This window comes from Variovorax sp. IB41, from assembly GCF_016405905.1.
Taxonomy (GTDB): Bacteria; Pseudomonadota; Gammaproteobacteria; order Burkholderiales; family Burkholderiaceae_C; genus Variovorax.
The window spans coordinates 1,342,872-1,357,396 of sequence record NZ_JAEFCB010000001.1; the positions used below are offsets into that span (position 1 = coordinate 1,342,872).

At 68.4% G+C, this 14,525-nt stretch carries 11 protein-coding genes and 1 pseudogene; 8 read left to right on the forward strand and 4 right to left on the reverse strand.

Going from position 1 to position 14,525, the window contains the following annotated elements; genetic code table 11:
* Positions 1-26 precede the first annotated feature (26 nt).
* Entirely contained in the window at positions 27-1,319 is a 1,293-nt protein-coding gene (locus JC881_RS06420) for a branched-chain amino acid ABC transporter substrate-binding protein (RefSeq protein ID WP_198784806.1), read from the reverse strand.
* A gap of 125 nt (positions 1,320-1,444) precedes the next feature.
* Here JC881_RS06420 and JC881_RS06425 point away from each other — a divergent pair, with 125 nt between their 5' ends.
* On the forward strand, positions 1,445-1,816 hold the full coding sequence (locus JC881_RS06425; RefSeq protein WP_198784807.1) for an Hsp20/alpha crystallin family protein: 372 nt from the start codon (positions 1,445-1,447) through the stop codon (positions 1,814-1,816).
* Positions 1,817-2,006: 190 nt separating this feature from the next.
* Positions 2,007-2,774: an alpha/beta hydrolase-fold protein gene (locus JC881_RS06430; RefSeq protein ID WP_198784808.1), complete on the forward strand. Its 768-nt coding sequence runs from the start codon at positions 2,007-2,009 to the stop codon at positions 2,772-2,774.
* On the opposite strand, the gene tsaD is transcribed toward JC881_RS06430, so the two are convergent.
* Complete coding sequence (gene tsaD, locus JC881_RS06435; RefSeq protein ID WP_198784809.1) at positions 2,710-3,771, reverse strand: tRNA (adenosine(37)-N6)-threonylcarbamoyltransferase complex transferase subunit TsaD; 1,062 nt, start codon at positions 3,769-3,771, stop codon at positions 2,710-2,712. The genes JC881_RS06430 and tsaD overlap by 65 nt on opposite strands.
* Positions 3,772-3,909: 138 nt before the next feature.
* On the opposite strand from tsaD, the gene JC881_RS06440 reads away from it, so the two are divergent.
* The 4 genes from JC881_RS06440 (at position 3,910) to JC881_RS06455 (ending at position 8,527) form a co-directional block, all read left to right on the forward strand.
* Positions 3,910-5,190, forward strand: coding sequence for a nitrate- and nitrite sensing domain-containing protein (locus JC881_RS06440; RefSeq protein ID WP_198784810.1), 1,281 nt, complete (start codon positions 3,910-3,912; stop codon positions 5,188-5,190).
* A 336-nt stretch (positions 5,191-5,526) separates the two neighbouring features.
* Positions 5,527-6,771 carry a CmpA/NrtA family ABC transporter substrate-binding protein gene (locus JC881_RS06445; RefSeq protein ID WP_198784811.1) on the forward strand — a complete coding sequence of 415 codons (1,245 nt, stop codon included), beginning with the start codon at positions 5,527-5,529 and terminating at the stop codon, positions 6,769-6,771.
* 20 nt (positions 6,772-6,791) lie between these two features.
* A complete protein-coding gene (gene ntrB, locus JC881_RS06450; protein WP_198784812.1) occupies positions 6,792-7,721 on the forward strand; it encodes a nitrate ABC transporter permease in 930 nt (309 codons plus the stop codon).
* Positions 7,718-8,527 (forward strand): ABC transporter ATP-binding protein, encoded by an 810-nt coding sequence (locus tag JC881_RS06455; RefSeq protein ID WP_198784813.1) that lies wholly within the window; start codon positions 7,718-7,720, stop codon positions 8,525-8,527. Before ntrB ends, JC881_RS06455 begins: the two co-directional genes overlap by 4 nt.
* A gap of 25 nt (positions 8,528-8,552) precedes the next feature.
* Here the strand turns inward: JC881_RS06455 and JC881_RS06460 are convergent, their stop codons facing one another.
* The gene (locus JC881_RS06460; RefSeq protein ID WP_198784814.1) at positions 8,553-9,833 is read right to left on the reverse strand and encodes a type IV pili methyl-accepting chemotaxis transducer N-terminal domain-containing protein; all 1,281 of its coding nucleotides are present in this window, start codon (positions 9,831-9,833) and stop codon (positions 8,553-8,555) included.
* Positions 9,834-10,114: 281 nt separating this feature from the next.
* On the opposite strand from JC881_RS06460, the gene JC881_RS06465 reads away from it, so the two are divergent.
* Positions 10,115-11,368: an MFS transporter gene (locus JC881_RS06465; RefSeq protein WP_198784815.1), complete on the forward strand. Its 1,254-nt coding sequence runs from the start codon at positions 10,115-10,117 to the stop codon at positions 11,366-11,368.
* Between the two features lie 101 nt (positions 11,369-11,469).
* Here the strand turns inward: JC881_RS06465 and JC881_RS06470 are convergent, their stop codons facing one another.
* On the reverse strand, positions 11,470-13,176 hold the full coding sequence (locus JC881_RS06470; protein WP_198784816.1) for a bifunctional protein-serine/threonine kinase/phosphatase: 1,707 nt from the start codon (positions 13,174-13,176) through the stop codon (positions 11,470-11,472).
* 63 nt (positions 13,177-13,239) lie between these two features.
* Here JC881_RS06470 and JC881_RS06475 point away from each other — a divergent pair.
* A pseudogene (locus JC881_RS06475) lies at positions 13,240-14,457 on the forward strand (NAD(P)/FAD-dependent oxidoreductase); the annotation flags it as partial.
* Positions 14,458-14,525: the final 68 nt, after the last annotated feature.

The window sequence follows — 14,525 nt, forward strand, 5'->3', positions numbered from 1 at the left end:
CGTCCTGTTGGTCGTCATTGGGGGTGTCATTGGGGTCGTTTCATCTTGCACGATGTCGGCAGCTCGGCGCGCTCCGGGGCGATCGTCTTGATCACGCGAAAGCCGTAGCCCGAGCCCTCGACATCGAACTGCACGCCGGGCTTGCCCTGCCGGTCCATCACGCCGACCACCAGCTGCTGCTGGAACTGGTGGTCCGCCGCGCGCATGCGGCCACGCTGGCCGTAGAGGCTCACGTCGGCCTGCTCCAGCGCGCGCGCCACGGCCACTGCTTCGACACTGCCCGCGCGTTCGACGGCCTGCGCGAGCGACTCGACGAGCAACTGCATCCGCATGTGCACATAGTCGTCCGCGGGCTTCGGAAAGCGCGCACGGAAGGCGCGATAGAACGCCTCCGACTGCACGGTCTGCACGTTGGGCAGCCAGTCGGCCACCGCCACCACGCGGCCGATGCCCGCATCGCCGATGGCCGCGGGCGCGCCGAGCGCGTTGCCGTAGAAGGTATAGAAGCTGCCGTTGAAGCCCGCCTCGCGCGCCGCCTTCACGAGCAGCGTGAGGTCGTTGCCCCAGTTGCCGGTGAACACCGCCTGCGCGCCGCTCGCGAGGATCTTGGTGGCGTAGGGCGCGAAGTCCTTCACCTTGCCCATCGGGTGCAGTTCGTCGCCGACGATCTCCACGTCGGGCCGCTGCACGCCCAGCTGCCGGCGCACTTCGCGCAGCACCGCCTGGCCGAAGCTGTAGTCCTGCCCGATCAGGTAGGTGCGCTTGAGCGAGGCGTCGTCCTTCACCACGTCCATCAGCGCGGCCACGCGCATGTCGGCATGGGCGTCGAAGCGGAAGTGCCAGAAGCTGCAGCGCTCGTTGGTCAGCGCCGGATCGACCGCCGCGTAGTTCAGGAAGATCACGCGCCGCGCCGGGTCGCGCTCGTTGTTCTTGTCGACGGCATCGACCAGCGCCGCCGCGGTGGCCGACGAGTTGCCCTGCAGCACGATGCGCGCGCCGTCGTCCATGGCAGCGCGCAACGCGGAGAGCGCCTCTTCGTTCTGGCCCTTGCTGTCGTAGCGGTCCAGCTGCAGCGGACGCGCGCCGCCCGGCAGCTTCACGCCGCCGCGCGCGTTCACGCGCTCCACCGCCCACAAGAGGTTGCGGAACACCGCCTCGCCCGTGTTCGCGAAGGGCCCGCTCATGCTTTCGATCAAGGCAAGACGGATGGGCGCGGGCGGCGCTGCCGGGCTTTGCGCAAGCCCGGCCAAGGGGGTCGCGCATAGCGCCAGCGCCGCGAATTTCAAGGCCCGGCGGCGCCAAATAAAGGGGGGAGTCATCGTCTTGAAACGCGTGCGGCTGCGCCTAGATGAGGTGTCAAGCGGCACTCAGGATTGAATGGCCGCGCAGTGTAAGGGACACACATTCCTTGTCCCCATTGTGTTCATTCAGGAGCTTTTCCATCATGTTTTTCGCACCCACCATCCGCACCACCCGCTTCGTTCCCCGCTCGCAAGACCGCGCGTTCGAACGCTTCGTGAACGACGCTTTCGCCGCACCCCGCCGCTCGCCGCTGGTGGAGCAGGACGACACGAGCTGGACCCTTTCGCTGGACGTGCCGGGCCTCTCGCGCGACGACCTCGCGATCAGCATCGAAGGCGCCGTGGTCCGCATCGACAGCAAGGCCGAAGCCAAGCGCCAGTTCAAGGCCGCCTACGAATTGCCGCAGGACATCGATGTGACGGCGAGCGACGCCAAGCTCGAGAACGGCGTGCTCACGCTGAAGCTGGGCAAGCTGGTGCCCGTGAACCGTGCCTCGCAGTTGCAAATCAACTAACCAAGGCGATGCCCACAAGAGGAAAATGTTAGTAGTGGCTTGTTTTTGACTTTAAACAAGCACCTTATTCACAATAGCGCTGGATAACGTCACATGATGTGACGTTTTTTTAGTACTTTCTTCTTCGTGGGCGTCTCGCAAGCGCATCGAATTTCGTGCCGGTGCGGGGCCGGGTGCCCCTCAAGGCACCATGAACACGCACCTGCGGTCAGCCACTGACAACGAACGGTCCGAAACGCTCCTGGTCTTCTTGCCGGGCGCGTACCTGAAACCCGAAGAGTTCGAGCAGCATGGCTTCATCAGTGCCGTGCGCGAGCGCCACCTGGCGGCCGACGCGATGCTGGTCGATGCCGACGTTTCCTACTACTACGACCAGACGCTCAGCGACCGCCTGCAGGCGGACGTCATCGAGCCGCAACGCGCCCGGGGCTACACCTCGATCTGGCTCGTGGGCATTTCGATCGGCGGCTTCGGCGCGCTGATCCACGAGCTGGCGCGGCCGGGCTCGGTGGACGGCATCGTCGCTCTCGCGCCCTACCTCGGGCGCCGCGTGCTCGGCGCGGAGATCCAGAAGGCGGGCGGCCTGCGCGCATGGCATGCGCCCACCGGCCCCCAGCCCGACGAGGAGCCCGACCGCAAGCTCTGGCCCTTCTTCCAGGAGTACCTGCAGGCCCAGCCCTCCCGGAACCTGCCGCCGCTGTACCTGGGCTTCGGCCTCAAGGACCGCTTTGCGGGCAACCACAAGCTGCTGGCCGACGCCCTGCCGGCGGGCCGCGTCTTCACGACCGAAGGCGGGCACGACTGGCCCGAATGGCGCGAGCTCTGGCGCAGTGTGCTGGACGTGCTGCCCCTGCCCTTGCAGGGGCGTGCGCGCCAATCGCCGCTGCAACCAGTTACGCAGTCTCAGGCAGCGGCTGCGCCTCGGCCGCCAGCGAAGCCATGGGCCATCGCGGCTTGACGTCGAAGGCATAGCGCGCGCTGGCCTGCGACAGGCCCGACTGCAGGCGCATCGCGGCGGCCATGGCGATCATGGCGCCGTTGTCGGTGCACAGGTGCAGCTCGGGGTAGTGCACGCGCACGCGGCGCTTGGCGCAGGCTGCATTGAGTTGCTCCCGCAGGTTCTTGTTCGCGCCCACGCCACCGGCCACCACCAGGCGCTTGAGCCCGGTCTGCTCGAGCGCGGCGAGCGACTTCTTCAGCAGCACCTCGACGATCGCCGCCTGCGTGGATGCCGCGAGATCGGCCTTGTTCGCCTCGAGCTGGTCGCCCAGCTTCTTGGCCTGCGTGAGCACCGCGGTCTTCAGGCCCGCGAACGAAAAATCGAGATCGCCGCTGTGCAGCAGCGGCCTCGGCAGCTTGAACGCCGTCGCGTTGCCATCTTCGGCCAGCTTCGCGAGCCACGGGCCGCCCGGGTACGGCAGGCCCATGAGCTTGGCGCTCTTGTCGAAGGCCTCGCCGGCCGCGTCGTCGATGGTTTCGCCGAGCAGTTCGTAGCGGCCCACGCCATCGACCCGCATCAGTTGCGTGTGACCGCCCGACACCAGCAGCGCAACGAACGGAAATTCGGGCGGATCGGCACTCAGGAACGGCGACAGCAGGTGCCCTTCGAGGTGATGCACCCCCAGCACCGGCTTGCCCAGCGCCACGCCCAGCGCGCAGGCCACGCCGGCGCCCACGAGCAGCGCGCCCGCGAGCCCCGGGCCGCGCGTGTAGGCCACCACGTCGATCTCGTTCAACGCGCGCTTGGCCTCGGCCATCACGGTTTCGGTGAGCGGCAGCACGCGGCGGATGTGGTCGCGGCTGGCCAGCTCGGGCACCACGCCGCCGTAGGCCTGGTGCATGGCGATCTGGCTGTGCAGCGCGTGCGAGAGCAGCACCGGCAGCGCGTCGCCGTGCGACTCGACCAGCGCCACGCCGGTCTCGTCGCAGGATGATTCGATTCCCAACAAGAGCATCCGGCGAGTGTAGGTGGCGCCTGCGGCGCACGCCCGCAAAGGGGCAAGCACGCGCCCGGCACGGGGCGAAGGCACGGATGTTGCAGCAACGGTGTGCGTCCCTTTCCCTCTTCCGCCTTCCGCCTTCCGCACTCCCCCATGAAATCCGGCCTGCACTTCCTGATCGCCGCCCGCCAGTGCGAAATCGACGAGCTCGACCAGCTCGCGCGCACCAGCGAGCTGGTCGGCCTGATCGGCCGGCTGGTGCATGCGCTGCAGCGCGAGCGCGGCATGTCCAACGTGTTCCTCGCCTCGCGCGGCCAGCGCTTTGCCGACCAGCGCGACCCGCAGATCGCCGAATGCCAGGCGCTCGAGCAGGCGGTGCGCAACGGCTTCGACCAGCTGGAGACCGAGGCCCGCCAGCGCGCCAGCGCAGGCAACAGCGCGCGCCTGTTCAGCCGCATCGCCTGGGTGCTGCCGGGGCTGGACGCCCTGCCCGCGCTGCGCGGGCGCATCGGCGCGCTCGAACTCGCGCCGGCGCAATCGACCGCGGCCTTCGCCAAGCTCGTCGCGGGCCTGCTGGCCGTGGTGTTCGAGGCGGCCGACGGCGCTACCGATCCGGAGATCTCGCGCCTCCTGGTCGCGATGTTCAACTTCATGCAGGGCAAGGAATTCGCCGGCCAGGAGCGCGCCTTTGGTGCCGCCACGCTGGCGCTGGGCCGCAGCAACGAGGCGCAGCGCGTGCAGTGGCTGCACCTCATCGAATCGCAGGAGCGGTGCTTTCACGTCTTCACCGATTTCTCGAGCGCCCAGGTGCTGGTGCTCTGGCGCGAGAGCCAGGCCGATGCCACCATGGCCGAACTCGAGCGCTTGCGCCGCGTCGGCACCACAACGCTGGTCGCGGCGCCCGATGCGCAATACGGCCAACTCAGTCAAAGCTGGTTCGACTGCTGCACGCGCCGCATCGACGCCATGCGCACGGTCGAAGACAGCCTCGCCGACGAGCTGCGCGCCCTGTGCAACCGCAAGACCGCGCAGGCGCGCACCGACCTCGCGGCCTACCGGCAACTGCTCGATACGCTGGCGCCGCAGTCAGGCGGCGCCCTGTTCTTCGACGATGCCGGCACGCAGGCCGTGGCGCCCGCCCCCTACGGCCGGCTGCTGGAGCGCTCGGTGCTCGACATGGTGCAGGAGCAGTCGCAGCGCCTGCAGGCCATGAGCGACGAACTGCAGACCGTGCGCGCCTCGCTCAACGAGCGCAAGGTGGTCGAGCGCGCCAAGGGCCTCCTGATGGCGCACCGGCGCCTGAGCGAGGACGAGGCCCACAAGATGCTGCGCCAGACCGCCATGAACCAGAAGCGCCGGCTGGTCGACGTGGCCGAATCGATGCTCGCCATGGCCGACTACCTGCCGATGCCCGATGCCCGTGCGCCGCGCTGAAAGCGTTTCAACTTGGTGCGCCGCACAAAAACGGGCTTTCGACGAGCCATGGACTCCGGCGGCACTTCTGTCCTGCACGCACCGCGCGCCAGGGCTACTTTTTCGATAGCACCATGCACCCCGCGATCACTGGCACGCAGTTTGCGTAAGTGAGTACATCAGACCTGCGTGGTCTACAGGCAGGCGGCACCCAACGGCGGGTGCCACCCACCGAACCGGACAAAGGCGTCCCCATCCCGCAAGGGCTCTCGTTCGCGAGCAGCCCCCGCGTGGTCGGGACGCCTTTTTTGTTTTTGACTTTGCCTTTTGTTCGTTCTTCAACCGGAGCCCGCCCCCATGACCGACCTGCTGAAAATCCGCCTCAGCCGCCGCCGCGTACTGCAAGCCGCCGCCATCGGCGCCGTGGGCGTCGACCCCGCGCTGCGCGCCGCCGTCTGGGCCCAGGGCTCGGACAAGCCCGAGAAAGAAGAAGTGAAGATCGGCTTCATCCCGCTGACCGATTGCGCGAGCGTGGTGATGGCCTCGGTGCTGGGCATCGACAAGAAATACGGCGTGAAGATCGTCCCCAGCAAGGAGGCCAGCTGGGCCGGCGTGCGCGACAAGCTCTCCAACGGCGACCTAGACATGGCGCACGTGCTCTACGGCCTGGTCTACGGCATGCACCTGGGCCTGAGCGGACCGAAGAAGGACATGGCCGTGCTCATGACCCTGAACAACAACGGCCAGGCCATCACGCTCTCCAAGAAGCTGTCCGACAAGGGCGCGGTCGATGCCGCCTCGCTCGCCAAGCTCATCGCCACCGAGAAGCGCGAGTACACCTTCGCGCAGACCTTCCCCACCGGCACCCACGCGATGTGGCTCTACTACTGGCTCGCCTCAGCCGGCATCGATCCGTTCAAGGACGTGAAGAACATCACCGTGCCGCCCCCGCAGATGGTGGCCAACATGCGCGTGGGCAACATGGACGGCTACTGCGTGGGCGAGCCGTGGGGCCAGCGCGCGATCATGGACGGCATCGGCATCACCGCCATCACCACGCAGGACATCTGGAAGGACCATCCCGAGAAGGTGCTGGGCACCACCGCCGAGTTCACGAAGATGTACCCCAACACGGCGCGCGCCGTGACTGCCGCGATCCTCGAGGCGAGCAAGTGGATCGACACCGGCCTGCAGAACAAGAACAAGATGGCCGAGACCATCGCCGACAAGAGCTACGTCAACACCAGCGTGGACGCGATCAACCAGCGCATCCTGGGCCGCTACACCAATGGCCTGGGCAAAAGCTGGGACGACCCGAACCACATGAAGTTCTACAACGGGGGCGCGGTGAACTTCCCCTACCTCTCGGACGGCATGTGGTTCCTCACGCAGCACAAGCGCTGGGGCCTCCTGAAGGAGCACCCGGACTACCTGAAGGTGGCCACCGAGATCAACCGCATCGACATCTACAAGCAGGCAGCCGCCGCCACGCAGACGCCCGTGCCCAAGGAGGTGCTGCGCACCAGCAAGCTGTTCGACGGCTCCGTGTGGGACGGCAAGGACCCGAAGAAGTACGCCGAGTCGTTCAAGCTGCACGTCTGATGCTTCAGGAGAAACGCACCATGGTCAGCGCTGTATTCCACTCCCCGCTCGAAGCGGCCGCATCGCAGGCCGCGGCGCCTGCCGCGTCCAAGCCCACGGCCTCCTTGGCACCCGCGCCCGCCGTGATGGCGGCCCCTGCGCCCGAGCCCCGCACCCGCTCACCCCTGGATCTGCGCGCCTTCTGGATGCGCGTGCTCCCGCCGCTCGCGGGCTTCGGCCTGCTGCTGCTGGTCTGGGAGCTGGTCGCCATGAAGAGCACCACCGGCTTTCCCACGCCGCTGGCGACCTGGCAGCAGGCGCTCACGGTGTTCAGCGATCCGTTCTACAGCAAGGGCCCCAACGACCAGGGCGTGGGCTGGAACGTGCTCTCGTCGCTGCAGCGCGTGGCGCTGGGCTTCGGGCTCGCGGCGCTGGTGGGCATTCCGGCGGGCTTCGCGATCGGGCGCTTCGAGTTCCTAGCGCGCATGTTCAATCCACTCATCAGCCTGATGCGCCCGGTGTCGCCGCTCGCATGGCTGCCCATCGGCCTCCTGGTCTTCAAGGGCGCGAACCCTGCGGCCATCTGGACCATCTTCATCTGCTCGATCTGGCCGATGGTCATCAACACCGCCGTGGGCGTGCAGCGCGTGCCGAGCGACTACATGAACGTGGCGAAAGTGCTGAACCTGTCCGAATGGAAGATCCTCACCAAGATCCTCTTCCCCGCCGTGCTGCCCTACATGCTCACCGGCGTGCGCCTGGCGGTGGGCACCGCATGGCTGGTGATCGTCGCGGCCGAGATGCTCACCGGCGGCGTGGGCATCGGCTTCTGGGTGTGGGACGAGTGGAACAACCTGAACGTCGCCAACATCATCATCGCGATCTTCGTGATCGGCATCGTCGGCCTGGTGCTGGAGTTCGCGCTCATCAAGCTGGCCACTGCATTCACTTTCGAAGAGGTGAAGTCATGAACGACGACAGCAAGTACATCGAGATCCACGGCGTCGAGCAGCGCTTCAAGACGGCCAAGGGCAGCTTCCTCGCGCTGCGCGACATCAACCTGAACGTCGCCAAGGGCGAGTTCATCACGCTCATCGGGCACTCGGGCTGCGGCAAGTCGACGCTGCTGAACCTGATCGCCGGGCTCACGACGCCGACGCAAGGCGTGCTCCTTTGCGCGAACCGCGAGATCAAAGGCCCCGGCCCCGAGCGCGCCGTCGTGTTCCAGAACCACTCGCTCTTGCCCTGGCTCACCTGCTTCGAGAACGTGTACCTCGCGGTCGAGCGCGTGTTCGCGGCCACCGAGAGCCGCGCGCAGCTACGCCAGCGCACCGACGCGGCGCTCGCGCTGGTCGGACTCACGCCTGCCGCGCAGAAGCGGCCCGGCGAAATTTCCGGCGGCATGAAGCAGCGCGTGGGCATTGCGCGCGCGCTGTCGATGGAGCCCAAGGTGCTGCTGATGGACGAGCCCTTCGGCGCGCTCGACGCCCTCACCCGCGCCAAGCTGCAGGACGAGCTGCTCGCCATCGTGCAGAAGACGCACAGCACCGTCGTCATGGTCACGCACGACGTCGACGAAGCGGTGCTCCTGAGCGACCGCATCGTGATGCTCACCAACGGCCCGGCCGCCACCATCGGCGAAGTGCTGGCGGTGGACATCGCGCGCCCGCGCAACCGCGTCGAACTGGCCGAAGACCCGGCCTATGTGCATGCGCGCAAGGCGGTGATCGATTTCCTCTACACGCGTCAGGCGCATGTGGAGAAGGCCGCGGCCTGACGCAGCGGGTGCCGCACGACCGGCTTCAGGACATGATGACCTGCAGGCTGTGCTCGTACCAGGCGGTAAGGCGCTCGAAGGTGTCGACGAGGGCTTCGCTGGAACGCACCAGCGTCGCGCGGCCGTCAGGGCTGTCGAGCGCTTGCACACCGCCTACGAGACGCAGCCATTCGTCCCGCGCGCTCGCCAGTCCTGCGCGGATCTCGGGCGAGCTGAGCGGCGCGCGCTCCAGTTCCACGAGCGCGGCTTCGAATTCGTTCATCGTCGGCAGCAGCCGAGCGCGTGAAGCGCTTGCTGCGAGCGTCGATGCCAGCAGCGCATCTTTCGCCAGGCGCTGCGCCCGCATGCGCTGCCGCCCGCAGATGTTGACGATGCGCAGCGCGCGCCGCGCGCCCGATGCTTCCAGCGCTTCCGTCATCGCTTCAGCCGCGAGCAGCAAGGCCTCGCCGCGCGCATCAATCTCCGCGAGCGCTTGCGGCGACGGCTTCACGGGCAGTGCAGCGCTCAACCCGTTCCATGCCGCCTGCACGACGCCCAGCGCCTGCACGCCGGCCGCGCCCAGCGCGAGGGTCGCGAGGTGATCCAGGTTCTGCTGCATGCGCTCGGTCGATTGCGTGCGCAGGACCCGCGCGCGCTGCACGTCGATGCCTGCGAGCAGCTGCGCCGCCACCCGCACCAGCCGCTGCGACAGCATGCGCAGTTGCCCCGCGCGGTTGATCGCCTCGGCCCACTGCGCGGCCTCCAGGACCGAGCGCGACACCTTGCCCAGCCGCAGGTTGGCGTGCATGGCCGCGCCGCGCAGCAGGCCGAAGGCCTCGTCCTCGCCGATGCCGCGCGCGGACATCAGGAGGCCCTTGGCGCGATCGACCCACTTGCGCTCGTCCATGCGCGTGCGCAGGTTGTCGAGCTCGGTGCGCAGCGCGGCTTCGCGCGTCCATCGGGCCTGCGCGCGCGCCAGCAGCGCGGGAATGGCGGGCGCATCGAGCGGCGCCCATGCGTGCACGCCGAGCGCGACCAGCGCCTCGTGCTGCGCGCTTTCCAACGGCGCGCTGGCCACGCTCACCGCGCAGGGCGGCACACCGGTCCATGCCTGCAGCGCATCGCGCAACGCCTGCAGCTGCGCCGCCTCGGGCAACCACACCAGCACCTGTTGCGGTGCAAGCGCGCCCGCTTGCTGCACCAGCGTGCGGCAAGCGGCGCGCCCGAGCACCGTGGCGCCCGCATCCGCGATGCCCTGCCGGAGCACCTCCGGCAAGAGCGCGGGAGCATCGAATTCATTGGGAAGGACGAGCAGAAGGGAAGTCATGGCGGCGTGTCGGCGGGCACGGCAAGCATAGGCCACGCTCGCGCGCACGCCTGTGCGATTTCGCGGGCACGCCTCTTGCAACGAAGGGGATGCGGTGTAACGAAGCACCGCTTTGGTGAGGCTGCAGGCTCCTGCAACCCGTCCGGCCGCGCACACCCAGCGCACAGGCCGGACACACCCCCCACGCCGACAGCGTCCGCTGCCGGCACCCCGCCCCCAACCCTGTCCGTCGACACGACCCGTCCAAGGTCGCGCCGCGGCTTTTTGCACTTGTGAACACCATGTCCGGTTTCAGGAATTTCTTGCAGTCAGGCCACAGTCCCACGCTGTTCGCGGCGTTCCTGTACTTCTCGTTCTCCTGCTGCATCTGGGTGCTCAACGGCGCCATGGCGCCCTTCATCGGCGAGACCTTCGACCTCTCGCCCGCGCAGAAGGGCCTGATGCTGTCGGTGCCGATCATCGCGGGCGCGCTCATGCGCTTTCCGCTGGGCATCCTCTCGCAGTACATCGGCCGCAAGAAAGCCACGCTGGTCGAGATGGGCCTCATCGCGGTGGCGATGCTGTTCGGCTTCTTCTTCGTCAAGAGCTTCAACGACCTGCTCGCCATGGGCGTGCTGCTGGGCATTGCCGGCGCGAGCTTCGGCGTGGCGCTGTCGCTGGGCTCGGGCTGGTTCCCGCCGCAGCACAAGGGCCTGGCGATGGGCCTGGTGGGCGCGGGCAACGTGGGCACGGCGGTGTCGGTGCTGGTGGCCCCGCCGCTCGCGCAGTGGCTGGGCTGGCAGGCGGTGTACGGCGTGGCCGCGGTCGCGATCCTCATCCCGATGGTGGTGATGGTGGTGTTCGCCAAGGAGCCGCCCGACGTGGACAGCCACGCGAGCTTCCGCGCGCACATCGCGTGCCTCTTCGAGAAAGACGGCTGGGTCTTCAGCCTCATCTACGGCGTGACCTTCGGCGGCTTCATCGGCCTCACCACCTTCCTGCCCTCGTACTACTACGACCAGTTCGGCGTGAGCAAGGTGGAGGCGGGCCAGCTCACCATGCTCGCGGCCTTCATGGGCGCGGCGGTGCGCATCGTGGGCGGCTGGCTCTCCGACCGCTGGGGCGGCGTGAACACGCTGACCGTCGTGCTGCTGGTGGTGGCCGTGGGCCTCGTGCTGGTGGGGCTGTCGTCGGGCTCGCTGGTGCTCACCACGCTGCTCCTGATCGTGTGCTTCGCCGCGCTGGGCGCGGGCAACGGCGCGCTGTTCCAGCTGGTGCCGCTGCGCTGGCCGCTGAGCACCGCGGTGGCCGGCTCGATGATCGGCGAGATCGGCGCCCTCGGCGGCGGCCTCGTGCCCAACGCCATGGGCCTGTCCAAGCAGTTCCTGGGCAGCTATCTCTGGGGCTTCGTCTTCTTCGGCGCGCTCTCGCTGGCGATGCTGGGCGTGATGCGCGTCATGCAGATTCGCTGGACGCGCACCTGGGCCGAGAAGGGTGGGCGTGCGCGCACCTCACCCGCGCCCGCCGTCTCATCGCCTGCACGAAGGGCTGCATGATTTTCCCACCCGCTCGCCCTGAGCTTGTCGAAGGGTTGTCTCCATCGCGAGCGGGGCTTCGACAAGCTCAGCCCGAACGGGGATGGTGGCTGCCATCGTCCTCAGCGTGGCAAGAACAGCAGCCACACGACGAGCAGTGCGTTGAACAGCAGCGACACGCCCAAGGCGATCCTGTAGAGCATCACAGGATCTCGGCGCACGAGCGGCGTGGCCATCGGCGCGCCGACGGGGCGCGAGGCGCCGCGCTCCAGCGCGAGCAGCATCTCCTCGGCCGTCTCGAAGCGCTCGCGCGGATCGCGGGCCACGGCCTTGCGCACGAGGTGGTCGAGCCACACCGGCACATCGGGCCGCAGCCGCGAGAGCGCGACCGGGTCGCGCCGGTAGCGCGCCACCTGGTAGGGCTCGATCTCGCCGTAGGGCAGGTGTCCGCCGAGCCACTGGTAGAGCGTGGCGCCGAGCGCGAACAGGTCGCTGCCGGCATCCGCGACGCCGCCCTCCTCCCACTGCTCGGGATTGATGTAGCTCGGCGTGCCCGCATGGAGTTCCCGCTGCGCTGCGCCCTCGCGGCCGGAGAGCGCCACGCCCAGGTCGAGGATGCGCCAGCGCCTGTCATCGCCCAGGTGCAGGTTGCCGGGCTTGATGTCCCGGTGCACCACGCCGTGGCGGTGCAGCCGGCCGAGCGCCTTGCTCACCTCGATGGCCGCGGCGACCACCTCGGCCACCGCGCCGCGCGCCCCCGTCCTGCGCATCTGCTCCAGCGTGCGGCCGCCATGCCAGTCGAACACGATGTAAAGCGCGCTCGCGTTCTCCGCGCGTTCGTGCACGCGCACGAAGCCGCCGCTCTCGCCGACGCGCTGGCCGAGCCACGCCTCGTGCGCCAGCATCGCGCGCTCCTGCGGATCGCTGGCGCGCGACGGGTGCAAGGTCTTCAGCGCGACCAGCGCGCGCGTGCCCGGATGGCGCGCCTGGTAGAGCAGGTGCACGCCGGTGTCGGCCACCAGCGCGGTGACGACGTAGCCGTCGAGCACGTCGCCCACCTTCAGCAGCGGCGGCGGTGCGAGCCGGCGGCCGTCGCCGAGTTCGTCGTCCAGCTGCCGCGCGTCGAGGCCGACGACGCGGATCACCAACGCGGTCGCGTTGTCGCGCGTGCCGGCATCGAGCGCCGCATGCACCAGCGCCTCGCTCGCCGCTTCGGCATCGCCCTGCAGCGCGATCGCGGCCACCTGCTGCGGCTTGAGCACGCCGTGCACACCGTCGGAGGTCAGCACGAAGCAGTCGCCCACGCGCACGTCGCCCTGCGCGTAGTCCACGCGCACCTGGTCATCGAGGCCGATGGCGCGCGTGAGCCGGCTGCGCATGTCGGGATGTTCGAAGGCGTGGTCCAGCGTGAGCGGCACGGCCGCATCGCCATCGGCGCGCACGCGCCAGGCGCGCGTGTCGCCCACGTGGGCCAGCGTGTAGCTCTGGCCGTGCAGCACCACCGCGGTGAGCGTGGTGAGCGCGGTCGTGTCGCCCGCGCGGCGGCGGTTGTGGTCGGCCAGCCAGGCGTTCTGCGCGCCGATCAAACGGTCGAGCGCGGCGGTCGGCTCCCAGGTGTCGGGCGTGGCGAAGTAGTCGGCCAGGAGACCCATCACCGTGGTCTGCGCCGCCTCCAGGCCGCGCCCGCCGGTGGAGACGCCATCGGCAATCGCCGCGATGAGCCCGCGCGCCTCGTCGCCGCGCGGCGCATGCACGGCACCGGCGAAGTCTTCGTTCACCTCGCGGGGTCCGCGCAGGCTGCTGTAGCCGATGTCCACTTCAAAGCTCATGGCGCGATTCTCCACGCGCGCCCCGGGCCTTCGTTCGCCTGATTTCCAGCAAAGGCCCAGCCCATGAAGAAGAAATTGAAACTCGTGATGGTCGGCAACGGCATGGCCGGCGTGCGCACGCTCGAGGAGCTGCTGAAGATCGCGCCCGACCTGTACGACATCACCGTCTTCGGCGCCGAGCCGCACCCCAACTACAACCGCATCATGCTGTCGCCGGTGCTCGCGGGAGAGCAGACGATCGACGAGATCGTTCTGAACAGCTGGGCCTGGTACAGCGACAACCGCATCACGCTTCATGCCGGCAAGAAGGTGGTGGAGGTCGACCGCATCAAGCGCATCGTGCGCGCCGAGGACGGCACCGAGGCCGCCTACGACCGCCTGCTGATGTGCACCGGCTCCACCCCCTTCATGCTGCCCGTGCCGGGCAACAACCTGAAGGGCGTGATCGCCTACCGCGACATCGCCGACACCGACTGCATGATCGAGACCGCCCGCACGCACAAGAATGCGGTCGTCATCGGCGGTGGCCTCCTGGGCCTTGAGGCGGCCAACGGCCTCATGCTGCGTGGCATGAACGTGACCGTGGTGCACGTCATGCCCTGGCTCATGGAGCGGCAACTCGACGACGTGGCGGGCAAGCTGCTGCAGAAGTCGCTGGAAGACCGGGGCCTCACGTTCCTGATGGGCGCGCAGACGCAGGACATGGTGGGCGGCGAAGATGGCCGCGTAAAGAGCATCCGCTTCAAGGACGGCACCGAGGTCGCGGCCGACCTGGTGGTCATGGCCGTGGGCATCCGCCCCAACGTCGAGCTGGCCGAGAAGATGCGCCTGCACTGCAACCGCGGCATCGTGGTCACCGACACCCTGCAGACCGTGACCGACGCGCGCATCTACTCGGTGGGCGAATGCGCGGCGCACCGCGGCATCGCCTACGGGCTGGTGGCGCCGCTCTTCGAGCAGGCCAAGGTGGCGGCCAACCACCTCGCGCAATTCGGCATCGACCGCTACCTGGGTTCGCTCACCTCCACCAAGCTGAAGGTGACGGGCATCGACCTCTTCAGCGCGGGCGAATTCATGGGCGGCGAAGGCACGGAAGAAATCGTGATGAGCGACCCCTTCGGCGGCGTCTACAGGAAGCTGGTGCTCAAGGACGACAAGCTGGTGGGCGCGTGCCTGTACGGCGACACCGGGGACGGCAGCTGGTACTTCAAGCTGCTGCGCGAAGGGCTCAGCGTGCACGAGATCCGCGACCGGTTGATGTTCGGCGAGCCGGACGCCGGCCTCCAGAAAGAAGGCTGATGTGAGGACCGCAGCGTGCACTTTGCCGGCGCCATCGACGCTCACCCCTT